The following is a 19274-nucleotide window of genomic DNA, read 5'->3' on the forward strand; positions in this document are numbered from 1 at the left end:
CCGGAGCAGCCTTCTTGCCTGGCGGCAGCTTCTGCCGGTCCGCAATCGCCCCAGCAGGGCCGTTCACCGGATCCGGCGCATGATGCTCACGCGAGAACCCCCGCGGCGGCGCCGCCCCCGAACCCGCCTTCGCCGGCTCCGCGACCGCCGCCGGCACATAAGCCAGAGAAGCCAGAAGTGAACCAGCAGCCACCACCGTGGCCAACCGTCTGATCCGTCGTGCCCGCATAACCAGTCTCCCCAATCTCGACCAGTAAAAAGGCAGCCGGAACCCAGCCATGCGGAAAAGCACACGCACCGGTAAACACCGATGGCGTAAATGCGCCGCACGACCAGGAAGCACCCGCGGTGGAGCCACGGATCCTCGACCGACCCGGGAGTCAACGTGCTTGACGGCTCGCGGTCAACTCCATACCCATCAAGGCTGAGATGCCATCAAAACCCTGCACGCCACAGGCGCGTTTACACCCTTTTGCCGGATCACTCCCCATCTGCGGAAGCGTCGGAGATCCGCCTCCGCATCCCGTGGTCGACAATTCATTGCGAAATCTTGAACCTCACAGCGAGTGCCCGATTCGGAATCATTCACTCCGGAGATCTCATTCGCGCATTACCGCCGAGGAATGTCTCATTCCCGTGTCCTGGGTGCAGAAGAACCGTCGATGCAGGTATAAGTGAGCCGGCCAGCAACTCGGAGCGGTCCTACAGGAAAGGAAGATCCTTGAATATCCCGAAAACCATCCAGCCAACGGAAAACGGACAGCCCGACGCTGATCATCACAACACCCCCGACGACACACCCGTCAGGCGGGGGCACGCCCCTGCCGTCGGTCCGCTCCTGGTCGGCGCGCTCCTGGCGATCGCGGCGGTAGCCGCCGGAGTTATCTGGCTGGTGGCCGCGTACGGCGGTCATCCGGCGGCCAACGGCCGCCCCACAACCACTCGGCCCACAGTCCCCGTGGGCTACACCGTCACCGGCAGCGGCACGGCACGGATCACCTACACCCGGCCCGACGGCACCAGCCGCACCGTCACCGCTCACCTGCCCTGGCACCAGACGACAGCACTGCCCGGCAGAAGCCCCGCAACGATCAACATCGTCCTCGGCCCCAACGGCGGCACCGCCACCTGCGGCCTCACCCTCCACGGCGCCGCCGTCCAGCACGCCACCGCCCACGGCACCTACGGCCGCGCTACCTGCACCAGCGCCGCACCACCACGCTGATCGACCGGACCGCTGAGCGCGTGCAGAGGCATCCACGCCGCTCTCCGGCATCAGGGCGCCGTGTGCGGTCGCCGACGGCACCTGACCACCGTTCCCGATCCGCGGGCCGTAACTCGCCGATCCCATCTGTCGGCTGCTCCTTCGGCATGCGCCCGGCACGCCCGGCGCCTGCTCCCGGTCCGCGGTCGCAGGCGGCGGCCGCAACGACCGGCTCAAGGCCGAGCAGTCCGGCGCCGAAGAAGCGGTAGCGGACCAGGTCGATGCAGCGGCGGATCTCACCGACCGCGTGCCGGTCGTAGCGAGTGAAGTCCTCCGCCACGCAGATCAGCCTCGGCGTGCTCCACAGCATCTGGGCCGCGGCCGGAACCCCGAGCCGTTGAGTCGTCCATGGAGGCAACACGAGACCTGGCAGCACTGTCCGTCCCCCTGGTTGGGGAACTGGTGGCCATGGATGATCCGTGGGAGCCCTACCGGCTCATCGATCCGGCCGGAGAACCGGTCGAGGGAACCCGCGCCTTCCTACGGGACCTGCAGGGAGCCGGTCGTTCGGCGGCGACGCCCATTCGTACGGGATGGACATGCTGCGCTGGTTCCGCTTCCTCTGGGCTGTCGAGGTGCCGTGGGACCGAGCGAGCCGGATCGAAGCGAGGGACTTCTCCTGGTGGCTTCAGGTTGCCGGACAGCCGAGGCGTCCGCACTGGCGACGCCCGAGCGAGGCGGGAAGGTGGGCCGCAGGTGGCAAGCCGTACGCACCGTCGGTGCGGGCGCACAGCGAGACGGTGCTGCGGAGTTTCTACGACTTCCACCGCGACATCGGCACCGGGCCGGTCCTGAACCCGTTTCCGCTGGACCGATCACGCCGTGGCCGGCGGGCTCACGCCCACCGCAACCCGATGGACCCGCCCCACAACGAACGCACCGAGCTCTACCGGCCGAGGGTACCCAAGCGGGTGCCCCGCAGTGTCCCGGACGAGGAGTTCAACGAGATCTTCGCCCGGCTCCCGTCGCACCGGGACCGGGCCATGGTCGCCTTCTACATCTTCACCGGCGCCCGTGCCAGCGAACTGCTCAGCACATGGCAGGCTGGCGCCGATCCGGGGCGCCAGCTGATCTCGGTGGTCCGCAAGGGCACCGGCGAGGTCCAGGAACTCCCCGCCTCGACCGACGCGTTCGTCTGGCTGCGGCTCTACCAGCTGGAGATGGACGATGAGATCCCGCGTGGGCGACGTCTCCCGCTGTGGTGGACATTGCGCTCGCCGTCGAGGCCGCTGACCTACCACGCGGTTCACCGCATGTTCGAGCGGGCGAACGCCAAGGCGGGGACTTCCGCGACGCTGCACGCGTTGCGGCACACCGCCGCCTATCGTATGACCGAGGACCCGAGTCCTCCTCTCACCGATGTCCAATTCGTCCTTGGACACGCGCAGTTGACCACGCTCAGCTCTACCTCACGCCTCGCAAGGAAGTGGTGATCCGGCGACTGCTGGCCCACCATGCCGAGCAGACACGACAGGCAGCTACCCGCGTCGCCCCGCCTCCGGCAGCCGACTACCGGCCGGAAGGTCTCGATGTGCTGTTCGGGGCCGGTGCCCGGTGACCATCACCTTGTCGACGGGTGCCGGCTCTCCCACACCGGCCGCCGGAACGCTGCCTCGGATCACCCGCGCTATGGCCGCCCAACAGCGCTTCCCCGCCCGAAACGTTCCCGAAAATGGCCGGGCACCGAGCGCTCCCGCGCCGAGGCGGCCCGGTTGTTGTCCCGTCCGCCCTGCAAGCTGGATAACGCCGGCAGCGAACCGAATCACAGGCACGGCATCGTCATGGTGCTGGACTGGCTGGAAGATCAGCCGGGACAGACGTGGCAGGAGCGGTGGCAGGCCAGCGGCATCGAACAGCCCGGTGCCGCCTGGCGGCCGGTGATCAAACAGTGGCTGCACGAGCACGGCTTGAAGGCGGCCTTGCGCATGCCGGCGGCTGGCCTGGCGCTGACGACGCTGATCAGTGCTGATCTGCTGCGGCCGTCGGTGGACTGGCTGGCCGCCGGGGCCAGCCGCCGAGGCGTTCTGGTTCGCTCTACCGCTCGCATCCGCGACCCGCAGGGATTCGAGCGCCTGCGGGAGCTGGGCGCGTCACTTCAGGACGTACGGTCGCCCAACATCAGCGCGGCACTCTGCCGCGGCGCCCTCATCCTCGCGGCGAAGGGCGGAACGCCGACCGGCATCACCGTCGGCGACGTCCTGGAGCTCTTCGAGACCCAAGCCGCGGTTCTCCAGCGGATGACGTCGGGGACCGAGGTGTTCTACCGGCTGTTGCACCAGCTCGGAGCCCTCCGAGAGGCCGCCCCGCAGAATCTGCGCGAGGTCCGCAACCTTGGACAACCGACCCCTGAGGAGCTGATCGACCGCTACGGACTGCGCTGCCGTCCCGTCCCTGACCTGCTGGTGGGCTACCTCCGTGAACGTCAGCCCGGTTGGACCACAACAGCTTGAAGTCCCTCTCCTACCACCTCGGAAAACGCTTCTGGCAGGACATCGAGGACCACCACCCCGACGCCGACAGCCTCCGCCTCGCTCCGCACATCATCGGGCAGTGGAAGCAGAGGATTCGCACCAAGGACAAGACCGTCACCGGCCCCGACGGCCGAAGCACGAGCACACAGGTCGAGGGGCTCAACCACCGGGACACCTCACCCATCTGTGGGCCTTCTACCTCGACATCGTCCAGTGGGCGTTGGAAGATCCCGGCCGCTGGTGCCCGAGGGTGGCACCGAGCCTGGTGAGGGCTGACGAGCGAGAGAACCGCAAACTGCAACGACGGCGCAAGGCGAGGATGGACGCCCGCACCCGCGAGCGCCTTCCGGTCCTGCCGATCCTCGTCCGCACGGTCGACCAGCGTCGCAAGGACGCTGCTGCGATACTGGGAGCCGCCCGGCATGCCGGCCCCAGCGAGGTGTTCACCGCTGCCGGTCAGCAACTCGTACGCGCTGTGGTTCCGCACGGAACGGCTGGCAGGATCTGGGCCGAGGATCCACACACCGGCAAACGCCGCGATCTGGGACTCGAGGACGAGCGCGCCTTCTGGACCTGGGCCGTCATCGAGGTGCTGCGGGCCACCGGCATCCGCATCGAGGAACTGCTGGAACTCAGCCACCACAGCCTGGTCCAATACCGACTGCCCACCACCGGTGAACTCGTCCCCCTCCTGCAGATCGTCCCGTCCAAGACGGATACCGAGCGCCTCCTGCTGGTCAGTCCAGAACTCGCCGACGTCCTGAGCGCGATCATCTGCCGAGTCCGGGACATCACCGGTGCCGTTCCCCTGGTCCGCTCCTACGACCGCGGCGAATGCACATGGCAGGAGCCGGCCCCGCTGCTGTTCCAGCGGCGCATCTGCTGCGAGGACCGCGCGTTCACCGATGAACCCGTCCGTACCATGCTCGACCAGGCCCTCATCGACACCGGCGCCCCGCTCCGCTACACACCGCACGACTTCCGCCGGTTGTTCATCACCGACGCGATCCTCAAAGGACTGCCGCCGCAGATCGCCCAGGTGATCGCAGGCCACCAGGACATCCACGTGACTCTCGGTTACAAGGCTGTCTATCCCGAAGAGGGGATCCAGGCACACATGGCATTCCTGGCCCGTCGCCGGTCTCTCCGCCCCAGCGAGGAATATCGCGTCCCGACCGACCAGGAATGGCAGGAGTTCCTCGGCCACTTCGAGCAGCCCAAAGTCTCCATCGGAGCATGCGGCCGGGCATTCGGCACACCATGCATCCACGAACACGCCTGCGTCCGCTGCCCGATGCTCTGGCCCGACCCCGCCCAGTGCGACCGACTCATCGAGATCCGCGACAATCTCCTTGCCCGCATCGCCGAGGCCGAACGCGAAGGCTGGCTCGGCGAAGTCGAAGGTCTCCAGGTCAGCCCTGCCGGCGCAGAGGACAAACTTGCCCAGCTCGACGTCGCACCTCCGGACCCGGCGCCATCGAACTCGGCATTCCCACGGTCCCCAGCCAGCGTCCCTCTGCCAAGGAATCTGACATCCACTCCAACGTCCCATGAAGCCGAGTGAGTCGTGGCTCGAGAATAGCCCCTTGTTGTGGAGCACGGCGGGCTAAACGGACACCGGGCTTGGCCGAAATCGTGGTTAAGGAGTGGTTTTTCACGAGGGTGAACATAGGCGCCCACCATTCAGCATAAGGTGCGGTGCATGGGTTTGCCTGGGAAGGCTCTCGGGTACGCCATGGAAGTCACAGATCGTTCGCGACCGTCATCAGATCAACTTCGGATCGACTGATGGGATGACCAAGGTGGCGAACTTCTGGCGCGTCGTTCGGTACGCGATAGACAGCAACGGCAGGACACTCCGGCTGTGCTTGGTGCTCGTGATCCTTGCCGTCGTGGGCTTCGCGTGGCACCGCTGAAGCCCGAGCAGGTCATGCCGGCTCCTGTGGGGCTCAAAAAACGAATCATCCCCTGCCTCTTCATCCCGTCGCTGTGAGGATCTCCGCTCGCTGAGCAGCGACTCAACCGGGCCTGGGACCAGGTTTCGTGATCTTGTCCACCCTGTACGCGTAACCCGTCGCCTTCTCTCGCTGCCCGCGCTACTGCTACGGCGTGACGTCCCCAAGGAGGCCGAGTTATTGGTGTTGCGGCACGAGAACGCCGTCCTGCGCCGGCAGGTCCCACGCGTGCGCTACGAACCGGCCGACCGCCTGTGGTTCGCCACGCTCTCGCACCTGATACCGCGCCACCGCTGGACACAGGTCTTCCCGATGACCCCCGCGACGCTGCCGGCCTGGCACCGCAAACTCGTCGCCAAGAAGTGGGACTACAGCCAGCGCCGCCGCCCCGGACGCCCGCCGACAGCCTCCGCCATCAAAGCCCTGATCCTTCGCATGGCGGCCGAGAACCCGGGATGGGGCCACCAGCGCATCCACGGCGAACTCACCAGCCTCGGCCACAAATTGGCGGCCTCCACCGTGTGGAACATCCTCAACCAGCCCGGCGCCGGCCCCCGCCCCGCGTCGCAGCGGACCAACCTGGAAGCAGTTCCTCCAAGCCCAGGCCGAGCACATCGTCGCGGTCGACCCTCGGCGGACTCATCAACGAGTACCAGATCGCCAGCTGACATCACTACGAACCCGCAGCCCACAGGCCGATTCCTATATTTGAGCCCCACAGGATCAGGGTCGCCGCCAGCCCGGCCCGTATGCACGGCTTCATGCTGACCGTCGGCACGATGCTGGGCATGGTCCGCTTCTCCCTGTACGCCCGGGAGAAGGTCACCTGAACGGCTGCACCCGCCGACGGTGGGCTGGTGACAGCACAGGGCACTGGCCCAAGGCAGGGCAGTCAACGCATTCGTGCTGGTGGAAAGCAGGTTGGCGGCGGTTTTCGCACCGAAGGGAACGCGGGCAACGGAGCCCCGTCGGAGCAGACAGTCCGCCAGGACATCCGCCGCTCACGGAGCTTCGTTGCCTGTCCGTCACCGTCCCCTGCTGCCCAGGCATCCCCCGGTGGAGGCGATCTCGGACCACACCGGATTGACCAGTGGTGCTCAAGCGCTTCGTTCTCCTCGAGCTCGTCCCCCATGCTTGTGAGCTAAAAGGGCTCCGACACGTTCACGTGGGGGTCGTGCCTCTCCAGCAGTACATCGCGTGGGAGGGGAAAGCACGTGGTCGGAAGGGTGCGCGATCTTGGTGGTTAATTCGTAACGGTCATGCCGTGAGGGAGAGTTGGAGCCGAGCGAGATGGCTGTGACTGGCGCGGTCGAGGGGGTGGCCGTTCCACCAGGCGTGCAGTCGGATGATGTTGACGGCCGTGGCGCTGGTGGTGTGGTCGAGGTGGGTTTTGGCTAGTCCGCGGTAGCGGGCGCGGCGTAGGCCGGTGGTGTGGGTGGTCTGGCGGATGGTGCCCTCGATGCCGGCGCGCAGTGCGTAGTCGTGGTTCCACTCGTCGGTCTGCTGCTGGGCGCGGGCTGTCCGGATGGCTTCGGTGAGCTCGCGGGGGTGGAGGCTGATCTGGCGGCGGTTGCTTCGGGCGCTGGTGCACTGTTCCTTGAAGGGGCAGGGGATGCAGTCCAGGGCGGCGAAGGTGGCGACGGTCTTCGGGACGCCGTTTTGGATGGTCGGGTTCCACGTGGTGCTGGTCTTCCCGGCGGGGCAGACGGCTTGCTGGCGTTCCCAGTTGATGGTGAAGTCATGGGCGGCGAATCCGCTTTGGGTCTTGGCCTGGCGGGAGGTGTCGAGTAGGACCGGCGTGATCAGGGCGACGCCGTAGGTCTTGGCCGAGGCGACGATCAGTTCGGCACTTGGGTAGCCGGAGTCGAGGTAGTGCCGCTGCGGAAGCAACTGGCGCCGCTCGAGGGCTTGGTGGACAGGTTCGAGGGCCTTGGTGTCCGGCAGGGTGGAGGCGGTAGTGGTCACGTTGGTGATGATGTTCGGCCGCTCGGGGCGGATGCCGTCGGCCTGGGCGTGGCAGGTCTCCGAGACGTGGAGTTTGTATCCGTTCCAGAACATGTCGCGCTTGGCTGACCAGCGGGTGTCGGTGTCGTAGGGCGAGGCGAGGCGTATCGGGGCGGGTGGCAGACCGTCGCCGTCGTCCTCGCTGGGCTCGCGGCGTTTGACGCGCACGTGCCCGTTGCCGGCGGTGGTGCGGGTGTAGTTCTGCAGGAGGACGTGGCGCAGGATCTGCACTGCGGGAAGGGTTCGCAGCCAGGCCGGGGAGGCAGGTGCGTAGAGGGCGCCCAGCAGTGTGAAGCCGTCCTTGGCGTAGTTCAGGGCGAGTTCGTGCTGCTTGCTCTTGGAGTCGGGTATGCGCCAGGTGTCGACCCGGTCCGCGTAGCGGCGGCTCCAGTCGGCCACGACCAGGACCTGGTCGACCCAGTCGGGGGCCGCCGCGGACAGGGCGTTCAGCGCGGCGCGGACCGACTCGCCGACCAGTTCGAGACGGTTCAGGTCGCGGACGGCCGAGACGATGTGGGTGGAGTCGGTGCGCTGCCGGCCGCCCTCTTTGACCAGGCCGAGTTCGCGCAGCCGGTCCAGGAGCAGGTCCAGCACCCTCTCCTCCGCCTGGTGCTCGACCACGCGGGTGCGGAATTCCGACAGGACCGTGTGGTCGAAGCCTGGGTCGTCCAACCGCAGGCCGAGCGCGTACTTCCACGCGAGGTTCTCACGGGCCTCGTCAGCAGCTTGCCGGTCAGTCAGGTTCGCTGCCTTCTGCAGCACGGTGACCAGCGCAAGCCGTCCCGGTGACGAACCCGGCCTACCCCGCCGCTCGAACGCATCGGCAAACTGCTCGTCGGAGAACAGTTCCCCGAGCTGATGCGCACCTGCACCGCCAGCGGAACTCCGCGCTTTCCCCGGTACATCGCCCGAATCGCTCCCACGATCTGCGGATCCGGCTCCGGCCAGGGCTGCGGCTGCGGCTGCGGCTGCGGCTGCGGCTGCGGCTGCACCGACACGACAAGCTCCGATCCCCGGGACAACGGTGACACCACCGCCACTCCATGATCCACTACGCGTATCCAAACACCCATCGCCCCCACCCCACCCCGAATTAACCACCAAGATCGGACAGCGTCAATCCTCCGCACTACGTGCGGTCGAGGCCGCCCGCGTGCTGCGGAGCCGGATGCGGCGACCCGGCCGCCGGCGCCCGTGGTTGCGCAGGCGCCCCGTGCGTCACAGCGCGACGTCCGACCCTTGACCGCCGGACCCACCGGCTGCTGGTATTAGCGCCCGGTAGCGGGAGCGCTCCCACTTCGTACCGCGAGGAGCATCGGCCGATGTTACGCACCCGGGCGCCGGAGGTGCCGCACGCGTCCGGCCACGGCGTGGGGGCGGGTGACCGCCGGGGCACCGGCCTGGGCGCCGGGCACCCCTGACACCCGCGCCCGCTTCCGACCCGTCCTGACAGCCCCGTCCCCGCCCGCCCGCCCCGCCTGACCGCCCGCCCCGTCCCCGTCCCACCCCCGTGATCCCCGGAGAAGACGAGTGAAGACCGGACCGCTTTCCTCTGGCCAGCAGCGGCTGTGGTTTCTGCACGCCTTCGATCCGGACGACCCCTCCAACAACCTCGCCTACGCCTACCGGTTGCGCGGCACGCCGGACCTGGCGGCTCTGGAGGCGGCCTTCACCGCCGTGGTGGCGCGGCACGACGCCCTGCGTACCCGGTTCACCGCGCCGGGCGGGGAGCCGCTGGCGGTCGTCGAGGACCCGGCACCGGTCGTGATCGAACGGGTCGAGGCCGATTCCGTCGAGGAGGCCGAGCTGGTCGTCGCCGCCCGGACGAACGTGCGGTTCGACCTCGCGGCGCGGCCGCCGTTCGGCGTCACCGTGGTGCGGCTCGCCCCGGACGACCATGTGCTGTGCGTCGTCCTGCACCACATCATCGGTGACGGCTGGTCGTTCAACGTCATGCAGGAGGAGGTCGCCGCCCACTACGCGGGCCGCGCGCTGCCGCCCCCGGCCCTCCAGTACAGCGAGCTGGCCGCGGCACAGGAGCCGCCCGCGGGTCTCGCCTGGTGGGTCGAGCGGCTCGCCGGGGCACCGGACCTGGAGCTGCCGACCGACCGGCCGCGCCCTGCCGAGCGCACCTCGGCCGGCGGCCAGGTCGAGATCGCCCTCTCCGCCGAGCTGGTCTCCGCCCTGCACGACCTGGCCAAGCGTGCCCGCTGCACGCCATACATGGTGCTGTTCACCGCCTACCAGGTGCTGCTGGCGCGGCACAGCGGGCAGCATGAGTTCTGCGTCGGCACACCTGCGGCGGGCCGCGGGCGCGCCGAACTGGAGCGGGTGGTCGGCTTCCTGTCGACCACGATGGTGCTGCGCTGCGACCTGACCGGCGACCCGGCCTTCTCCGACCTGCTGCGGGCCACCCGCCGCAACGTCATCTCCGCCCTCACCCACTCCGACGTGCCGTTCGAGCAACTGGTCGACGCCCTCAGGGTCGAACGCGACCTGAGCCGGACCCCGTTGTTCCAGGCGATGTTCGCCCTGCACACGTACGGGGACGTCGCCGATCCGCTGCCCGGCCTCCAGGCGGCGCCGTTCCCGCTCGGGTGGCACTCCGCCCGCTGCGACCTGTCCTTCGACCTGCGCGAACAGCCCGACGGCTCGCTGCTGGCCTACCTGATCCACAGCACCGACCTGTTCGACCACGACACCGCCGTGCGGATGGGCGAACGCTACCGGCAGCTGCTCGCCTCAATCCTGTCCGATCCCGAACAGCCGGTGGGACGGCTGGAGTTGCTGCCGCCGGCCGAGCGCGCGCGGCTGGAGTCCTGGAACGACACGGCCGCGACGGTGCCCGCGCTGACGCTGGTCGATCTGGTGATCGCCCGCGCCGAGGCCGATCCGGAGGCGGTCGCGGTCGTCACGGGCACGAGCGTGCTCAGCTACGGCCGGCTGGTGGGCGCGGCGGCGGCGTTGGCCGAAGGCTTGCGGGAGCGCGGGGCCGGACGCGGTGCGCTGGTCGCGGTGCAGGCCTCGCGGCGGGCCGAGACGCTGGTGGCACTGCTCGGGGTGGCGATGTCGGGGGCCGCGTACGTACCGGTCGACCCGGACTATCCGGCGGCGCGGATCGCCTACGTGGTCCAGGACTGCGGGGCGGCGCTGGTACTCACCGATGCCGACCTGGACCGGGTGCTGGACGCGGAACCGGGGCGGCTTCCCGAGTCGCGGCCAGGCCCGGACGACACCGCCTACGTGCTGTACACCTCGGGCTCGACCGGGAATCCCAAGGGCGTGGTGGTGCCGCATCGGGCGCTGGCCAACTTCCTGTTCGCGATGCGCACGCTGGTCGGCAGTACGCCCGCCGACCGCTGGCTGGCGCTGACGTCGCTGTCGTTCGACATCTCGGCCCTGGAGCTGTACCTGCCCCTGGTCACCGGCGGCCGGGTGGTCGTCGCGGACGCCGAGACCTCGCGCGACGGCGGCACCCTGGCCGCCCTGATCAGGGACGAGGGCGTCACCCACGTCCAGGCCACCCCGTCGGGCTGGCGCGTCCTGCTCACCGGCGACCTCCCGCGGGTCGCCGCACTCAGCGGCGGCGAACCGCTGCCGCGCAAGCTCGCCTCCGAACTGCGCTCCCGGGTCAGCCGCCTGGTCAACGTCTACGGGCCCACCGAGACGACGATCTGGTCCACCGCGTGGGAGGTGCCCGAACAGCCCCGGCGCATCACCGTCGGCACACCCATCGCCAACACCACCGTCCACGTCGTCGATCCGCACGGCGCCCCGGTCCCGATCGGCGTCCCCGGCGAACTGCTCATCGGCGGCGCCGGCGTCGCCGACGGCTACCTCGGGCGCCCCGAACTGACCGCAGAGCGCTTCGCCGACCTGGACGGCGAGCGGGTCTACCGCACCGGCGACGTCGTACGCCGACTGCCCGACGGCACCCTGGAATTCTTCGGCCGCTCCGACGACCAGGTCAAACTACGCGGCCACCGCATCGAACTGGGCGAGATCGCAGCCGCCCTGGAAACCGCCCCCGGCATCCGCCAGGCCGTCATCGCCGTCCACGACGAGAACCTCACTGCCTTCTACGTCGCCGAGCAGACCGCGGACGACACCGGCGCCACCGACCCCGGCGAGCCCCGTGCCGACGATGCCGGCGCCACCGAAGCCGATCTCCCCCGCCCCCGCACCGACCGCACCGACCGCACCGACCACGCCGACCACGCCGAGCCGCTGCGCGCGCACCTGGCCGCGCGGCTCCCGGACTTCATGGTGCCCGCCCGGTACGTCCGCCTCGACGCGCTGCCGCTCACGCCCAACGGCAAGGTCGACCGCAAGGCCCTCCCCCACCCCGGCGACGAGCGGCGGGCCGGCGGCGGGCGGCCGCCGCACACCGCGGCGGAAAAGCTCGTGGCCGAGGTCTTCGCCGAGGTGCTGGACGCCGAGGACGTCCGCGCCGACGACGACTTCTTCGCCCTGGGCGGCCACTCCCTGCGCGCCGCGATGCTCACCGCCCGGCTCGGCGCCCGCGCCGGCGCCGTGGTCGCGGTCGGCGACGTCTTCCGTCACCCGTCCGTGGAGCGGCTGGCGCGGCTGGTGGACTCCGCGGCGCCCGGCGACGCGGTCACCGGTCCGGTGCCGCGCCCGGCGGGCACGCAGGCGCCGCTGTCCTCGGCGCAGGAGCGCCTGTGGTTCATGCACCGCCTCGACCCGCAGGACGCCTCGTACAACATGTGGCTGGCCAAACGGTTCAGGGGCGCCCTGGACGAGGCCGCCCTGCGGCACGCCCTCGACGCGGTGACCGAGCGGCACGAGATCCTGCGCACCCGCTTCCCCGAGGTCGACGGAGCGCCGACCGCGGTCGTCGAGCCGCCCGGCCCGGTGCCGTTGGAATCGCTGACCGCGCCGGACGAGGCGGCGGCCCTCTCCCTGGTGGCCGCCCGCACCAACAGCCCCCTCGGGCTCGCCACGGCGGTGCCGCTGCGGGCGGCCCTCATCCGGATCGCCGACGACGACCACGTCCTGTGCCTGGTCATGCACCACATCCTGGGCGACGGCTGGTCGCTGAACATCCTCTACGACGAGCTGGCCGCGCTCTACTCGGGCCGCGAACTGCCGCCACTGGCCGTACAGTTCGGCGACATCGCGATCTGGCAGCGGGCCCGGGACACCAGCGGGACGCTCGCGTACTGGCAGCAGCGGCTGGCGGGCCCCACCCCGCTGGCCCTGCCGCAGGACCGCCCGCGCGGCCGCGTCCCGGGGCGCATCGGCGCCAGGACGGTGATCCGGCTGGACGAGGCGGAGACCACCGCCCTGACCCGGCTCGGCCGCGAGCGCCGCAGCACCGTCTTCATGGTGCTGCTCGCCGCCTACCAGGCGCTGCTGGCCCGGCACACCGGGCAGGGCGACATCCTGGTCGGCACGGTGACGGCGGGCCGCGACCGGCTGGAGCTGGAGCCGGCCATCGGCTACCTCACCGACACCCTGGTGCTGCGCGGCGACCTGTCCCCCGACCCGACCGTCGCCGAACTGCTGGAGCGCACCCGCACCGACGTCCTGGACGCCTTCGCCCACCAGGGCATCCCCTTCGAGGAGTTGGCGGCGCAGCTGCGGGTGGTCCGGGACCCGGCGCGCACCCCGCTGTTCCAGACCATGGCGATCCTGCACACCCAGGGCGCCGACCACGACGAGAACGGCTTCGGCGGGCTGCGCACAACCGAGTTCGACGGGGGCTTCCAGCAGGCCAAATTCGACCTGACGCTGGAGGCCTGGCACGACGGCCCCGAGCTGCTGCTCTCGCTCGTCTACGACGCCGAGGTGTTCGACACGCGGACCATGGACCGCCTCACCGAGCGGTTCGCCCGCCTGCTGCGCGCCTTCCCCGGCCACGTCGGCACCCCGGTGTCGGCCGTGCCGCTGCTCACCGCCGGGGACACCGCCGTGCTCGACGGCCCGCCGCTGCCCGCTACCCCGAGCGTTCCCGAGCTCTTCGCCCGCGCCGTGCGCGAGCACCCCGACCGCATCGCCGTCGCCTGCGGGGACCGGCACCTGACGTACGCCCAGCTCGACGCCCGGGCCGCCGAGCTGTCCGTCGACCTGCCGCGCGGCGGGGTGGTCGGCATCCGGCTGGGCCGCTGCCCCGACGCGATCGCCGCGATGCTCGCCGCCTGGCGGGCCGGCTGCGCCTACCTCCCGCTCGACCCGGACTACCCCGAGCAGCGCCTCGCGCACATGGCCGAGGCAAGCGGCGCCCGCGTCGTCGTCACCCCCGACGGCCTGCGGCTCCTGCCCGGCACCACCGCCACGGACGCCGCGTACTGCATCTTCACCTCGGGCTCCACCGGCATCCCCAAAGGCGTACTGGTCGGCCACACCGCCTTGGCCGCCCGGGTGGCCTGGATGCGGGAGGCGTACGAACTGCGGCCCGGCGACCGGGTGGTCCAGTTCGCGGCGCTGAGCTTCGACACGCACGTCGAGGAGGTCTTCCCGGCCCTCGCCGCCGGGGCACGGATCGACCTGCTCCCCGAGGGCGCGGTGACCCTGCCCGAGCACCTCGACGGCGTCACCGTGCTCGACCTGCCGACCGCGTACTGGCACCACCTGGTCGAGGTGATCGACGACATCCCGTGGCCGGACACGCTGCGGCTGGTCGTCCTGGGCAGCGAGCAGGTGCACGAGGCCGCCGTCGCCCGCTGGCGCGAGCACTTCGGCGACCGGATCCGGCTGGTGAACACCTACGGCCCGACCGAGGCCACCGTCATCTGCACCGCCGACGACCTCACCGCCGAGCCCACCGTCGGCCGTCCCCCGATCGGGCGGCCCCTCGCCGGCACCCGGATCATGCTGCTCGGCCCGCACGGCGAGCCGGTGCCGCCCGGCAGTCCCGGCGAACTGTGCATCGGCGGCGCGGGGCTGGCCGACGGCTACGTCGGCCAGCCGGAGCTGACCGCCGAGCGCTTCCCGGTCCTCGGCGGGCAGCGGTACTACCGCAGCGGCGACCGCGCCCGGCTGCGGCCCGACGGCCGGCTGGAATTCCTCGGCCGCCTCGACGACCAGGTCAAACTGCGCGGCTTCCGTATCGAGCCCGGCGAGATCGAAGCCCGGCTCGGCGGCCGCGGAGCCGTCGCCGTACACGGCGAGACCCTGGTCTGCTACACCGTCGGGGACCGCGGGACGCTGCCCGAGGAGCTGCGTGCCGCGCTCCCGCCGCATCTGCTGCCCTCCGCCTGGGTGGAGGTGGATGCGCTGCCGCTGACCCCGAGCGGCAAGCTGGACCGTGCGGCGCTGCCCGCGCCCACCGTGACCCGGGAGCGCGTCGCCCCGCGCACCGACGCGGAGCTGCTGGTCGCCGACGTCTACGCCGAGGTGCTCGGGATACCCGGTGTCGGCGCGCTGGACGACTTCTTCGCCCTCGGCGGGCACTCACTGCTCGCCGTCAGGGTCATCGCGCGGCTGCGGGCCGCCACCGAGGTGGACCTGCCCATCCGGACCCTCTTCGACCAGGGCAGCGTGGCGGGCGTGGCGCAGGCGCTGGAGGACCGCCTGTTCGCGGAGCTCGACCGGCTCTCCGAGGAGGAGGCCGCCCGGCTGCTCGCAGACGATCCCGGCCCCGGCGCGGCAGGCGGTCCGGCGCAGGAGCCGGCGCACACCTCGGCATAGGCCCGTCGCAGATCCGCCCGCTGCGGATCAGCCGGCAGCGGATCAGCCGCGGCACCGCCGCACGGCACCAGCACGGCAGTACGGCCGCAGCACCGCAGCACCACCACAGGACCGCACGGCCGCAGGAGGGAAGGACCTACATGACCAGGGACGCAACGAGCGAGCGGCCCGTACCGCCGGCCGCCGGGGCCTCGGACGGCGGGATGACGCTCGCCTTCGCCGCGCCGGACGCCGGCGCCGGTCCCCTCACCTGGGGCCAGTCGGCGATCTGGGAGGCCATCGAGCGGACCGCCCCGGACGACGGCTACTTCAACTTCGGACGGATCCTCAAGGTCCCAGGGGAACGGACGCCCGAAGAGGTCGCCACCGCTCTCGCCGGCCTGCTCGCCGCCCATGGCGCGCTGCGCACCCGGCTCGACCTCACCGGTGCGCGGCCGCGCCAGCGGCTGGAGGCGGGCGGGGAGCTCCCCCTGACGCTCTCCACCGCGGCTCCCGATGAGCTGCTCGCGGAACTCACCGCAGAGCGCTTCGACTACGCGGCCGAGTGGCCGCTGCGGGTGGCGCTGGTCACCGACGGGCGCCAGGTCCGCCATGTGGTGCTCGCCTTCTGCCACCTGGCGGCCGACGGGTTCGGCGCCGAGATCGCCGTCCGCGACCTGCGGACGCTGATCCTGCGCGGCACCGGCTGCCTGGCCGGGCGGCCCGCCGCGCCCCGGCCGCTGGACCTGGCCCACTGGCAGGCCGGCCCCGAGGGCCGCCGGGTCGCCGAGCGCGCGGCGGCCCTATGGGAGAAGGTGCCGCGCGAGGTGATGTTCGGCAGGCGGGCGGGCGCTGCGGACCGGCCGCGGTTCTGGCGTGCCCAACTGGCTTCTCCCGCGATGGATCTGGCGGTACGGGCCGTCGCCGCCCGGTACCGCACCTCCACCTCCACTGTGCTGCTGGCCGCCACGGCCGCTCTGGTGGGCCGGGCGACCGGACGGGAGCGGTGTGCGGTGCTCCCCATCGTCAGCAACCGCTTCCGCCGCGACACGGCGGGGATCGTCGGCATGGTCTCCCAGGAGGGCGTCTTCGCTCTCGACGGGGTGGACCGCCGCTTCGGCGCGCTGCTGCGGGCAGCAGACTCCGCGGCGCTGCGGGCTTATCGCAGCGCCTTCCACGACCCGGTGGACCGGGCGCAGGGTGACTGGGTGCAGCCGCTCTGCTGCTTCAACGACCAGCGGTTGGCCAGGACCGGCCCGGCTCCCTGCCCGCCTGAGCAGATCCGGGCGGCGCTGCCGGCCAGCACGCTGCACTGGCCGCTGAGCCAGGACCGGCTCAACTGCCGCTTCTGCGTGCACGTCAGCGGCAACCTGGAGGTCTCCGTCACCGCCGACACCGCCTACCTGCCGCGCCCGGCGATGGAGCGCTTCCTCTACGACATGGAGGCCCTGCTGGTCGCCGAAGCGGGCGCGTGACGATCCGCAGGACGACGGTGTCCCGTGCCCAGCCGGCGCCCTGCATGCCGACATATTTCGGATTCTCTTCCGAGTCCTCGTACCGCTCCAGAATGGTTGCGCAGCCCCTGACCAGGGACTGCGTTCTTCCGTGCCGCGGGGCACCCTGGGTGCATATGTTCGTGCGCCTGCTCTACTTGATTGCCACGCGGGTCTTCGCGTGGCTCGTCCTGCTCTCCCGCTCCTCCGCCGTCAAGTACGCCGAGATCCTGGTCCTGCGGCAGGAGGTCGCGTTGCTGCGCCGCCAAGTCTCCACACCCAGGCCCACCTGGCCAGACCGCGCCCTGATCGCGGCACTCGCCCGACTACTCCCCCGCCCACTTCGCCGCCACCGCATCGTCTCCCCACGCACCCTGCTCGCCTGGCACCAAGGCCTGATCAAGCAGAAGTGGACCCAACCACCTTCCTCAGGCCGCCCGCCTCCGCCCGAGGAGATCCGGGACCTCATCGTCCGGCTCGGCACAGAAAACCCGCGCTGGGGCTTCCGAAGAGTGCACGGAGAACTGCGCCGCCTCGGCCACAAGGCCAGCCCGGCTGCCGTCCGCCGCGTCCCGCGCGCAGCCGGCCTCGGACCAGCACCGCGCCGACATCCAGCGCGACACGCGTGGACTGCGTTCCTCAAGAGCCCAGGCCCACGGCCTGCTCGCCACTGATCTCTTCCATGTCGACACGATCGGACTGCAGCGCCTGTACGTCCTGTTCGTCATGGAGGTACGTACCCGCACCGTCCACATCCTCGGCGTCACCGCCCACCCCACCGCAGCCTGGGCCACCCATCAAGCCCGCCAACTCCTATGGCACCTCGGCGACCGCGCCACCGACTTCACCCACCTCATCCGAGACAGGGATACGAAGTTCAGCACCGCCTTCGGCCGCCACTACCAGCGCCGCACGCACCTCGATCGGGTGAGTCACGAACCACCGCCACCCTGACGTGGCGCCAGCCAACCAGACTCCAAAAGAGCCACCTGACCAGGTCATATTGAGAAGTGCAACTGGAGTACTAGGCGCCTTCCCCGGTAGAGCGGATTCCTTGCCGCGTGCTTGCGCGCCCCAGTCGCGAGGCGGCATACGCGCAGAGCCGCAGAATCCGGCCCCGGGTTCTTCTGCCCGAATCCCTGCCACCGGCTGCCTCGTATGTCCGGACAGGACGAAGTGAAATCTTCCAGCCGCGCCCAGGGCACCGCGCCGGCCGACAGTTGGACCCTTGCCCGCCGCGTCCCAGGCGTGCGGGGTAGCGGCCGGGCGCGGTAGTTTACTCGAGTGAGTCTCCTCGATGATGTGGCCGAGCGCGACAGCTGGCGGTGCTGGGTGTGCGACGAACCGGTCGACCCCGAGATGTCGGTGAACGACCCGCGGGGGCCCAGCGTGGACAGCCGGACCGCCGACCGGAAGGCCAAGGTCGCCGAGAGGCTCGCGCACCGCGGGTGCAACACCCGCAAGGGCGCGGTCGAGGTGGTCATCGCCTGGCCGGACCGCCTGTACGTGGTCGAACCCGCGCCGCTGATCACCGTTGCCAGGAGGCTGGAGCGCAAGGGGGGCCGCGAGATGGTGGGCCGTTGTCCGACCCAGCGGGACGCACAAGGGGCGGCGGACTGGCTCGTGGACCGGTTCTCCCGACTGGTACCGGGACTGCCGGTGACCGCCGACATCGAGCCGGGCGGCGGCCAGTTCCTCGTCATCCTGGCCACCGGCCGGCGCTGACCGGGGAGATCGCCAGCACGGCGCACACACGCGTCGCCCTGCGCCTGCCGAGAATGTCATCCGCATAGGTCAGTGGCCCGGTCAGCGGTCGAGACGAGGGCTCCCGCAAAACAAGGGCTGAACGTGTGCAGGTAGACAGCCGGCTTCCTTGAACGCGTTCATTCTCAACCATCGCAACGCAGGCGTCTCAACCCGGTACAGGTGCACTGAGCAGGGCGGATGATTTATCGGCACCCGCAGTCTGGACAATCGCCTGGCAAAGACCCGGGAAGAGCTGGACAAGCTGCAGCGCGAGGCCAGCGGCCGCTACTACAACACTGCCGAAAAGAGCGCCGCGCGCGTCGGCGTCCTCCAGGCCGAAGCCACCGTCGACGGCTGGGTGCTGTGGGCCTCACCCGCGCTGCCCGGAGCCGTCCACGACATCCGCGCAGCCCGCAAACACTGCATCCTCGACGCTCTCGCACAGGCCGACGTCCCATGCTGGGCCGACAAGGGATACCGAGGGGCCGGCGGCCCGGTCCGCATCCCGTACTGGGGACGATGGGGAACCCTTTCCCCAGGCCAGAAGGCCGTGAACCAATCCCATGCGAAGATCCGCGCTCTCGTCGAGCAAGCCATGGCCACGCTGAAGCCCTGGCGCCTCCTCCGCAAACTACGGTGCTCCACCACTCGAGTCACCACCCTCGTCCAAGCCATCCTCGCCCCGCATCTGACCAGCTCAGACCGATGA

10 protein-coding genes are annotated in these 19274 nt (G+C 70.4%); 9 read left to right on the forward strand and 1 reads right to left on the reverse strand.

Features of this window, described 5'->3' with window-relative positions:
• Positions 1-958 precede the first annotated feature (958 nt).
• The 4 genes from NFU81_RS18780 (at position 959) to NFU81_RS18800 (ending at position 5299) form a co-directional block, all read left to right on the forward strand.
• Positions 959-1225, forward strand: coding sequence for a hypothetical protein (locus tag NFU81_RS18780; RefSeq protein ID WP_251491413.1), 267 nt, complete (start codon positions 959-961; stop codon positions 1223-1225).
• Positions 1226-1983: 758 nt separating this feature from the next.
• Entirely contained in the window at positions 1984-2697 is a 714-nt protein-coding gene (locus NFU81_RS18790) for a tyrosine-type recombinase/integrase (protein ID WP_251491416.1), read from the forward strand.
• Positions 2698-3045: 348 nt separating this feature from the next.
• Positions 3046-3714, forward strand: coding sequence for a hypothetical protein (locus NFU81_RS18795; RefSeq protein WP_251491418.1), 669 nt, complete (start codon positions 3046-3048; stop codon positions 3712-3714).
• 340 nt (positions 3715-4054) lie between these two features.
• Complete coding sequence (locus tag NFU81_RS18800) at positions 4055-5299, forward strand: tyrosine-type recombinase/integrase (RefSeq protein ID WP_251491420.1); 1245 nt, start codon at positions 4055-4057, stop codon at positions 5297-5299.
• Between the two features lie 1648 nt (positions 5300-6947).
• Here the strand turns inward: NFU81_RS18800 and NFU81_RS18810 are convergent.
• A complete protein-coding gene (locus tag NFU81_RS18810) occupies positions 6948-8795 on the reverse strand; it encodes an IS1182 family transposase (protein ID WP_251491508.1) in 1848 nt (615 codons plus the stop codon).
• A 429-nt stretch (positions 8796-9224) separates the two neighbouring features.
• On the opposite strand from NFU81_RS18810, the gene NFU81_RS18815 reads away from it, so the two are divergent.
• The 5 genes from NFU81_RS18815 (at position 9225) to NFU81_RS18835 (ending at position 19274) form a co-directional block, all read left to right on the forward strand.
• Positions 9225-15347: a non-ribosomal peptide synthetase gene (locus NFU81_RS18815; protein ID WP_251491421.1), complete on the forward strand. Its 6123-nt coding sequence runs from the start codon at positions 9225-9227 to the stop codon at positions 15345-15347.
• Positions 15348-15487: 140 nt separating this feature from the next.
• A complete protein-coding gene (locus NFU81_RS18820) occupies positions 15488-16801 on the forward strand; it encodes a condensation domain-containing protein (RefSeq protein ID WP_251491422.1) in 1314 nt (437 codons plus the stop codon).
• A 744-nt stretch (positions 16802-17545) separates the two neighbouring features.
• Positions 17546-17773, forward strand: a complete 228-nt coding sequence (locus NFU81_RS18825; protein ID WP_251491424.1) for a hypothetical protein — start codon at positions 17546-17548, stop codon at positions 17771-17773.
• A 330-nt stretch (positions 17774-18103) separates the two neighbouring features.
• Entirely contained in the window at positions 18104-18544 is a 441-nt protein-coding gene (locus tag NFU81_RS18830; protein ID WP_251491426.1) for a hypothetical protein, read from the forward strand.
• A 283-nt stretch (positions 18545-18827) separates the two neighbouring features.
• Complete coding sequence (locus NFU81_RS18835; RefSeq protein ID WP_274038193.1) at positions 18828-19274, forward strand: transposase family protein; 447 nt, start codon at positions 18828-18830, stop codon at positions 19272-19274.

The organism is Actinacidiphila cocklensis (assembly GCF_907177275.1).
GTDB classification, from domain to species: domain Bacteria; phylum Actinomycetota; class Actinomycetes; order Streptomycetales; family Streptomycetaceae; genus Actinacidiphila; species Actinacidiphila cocklensis.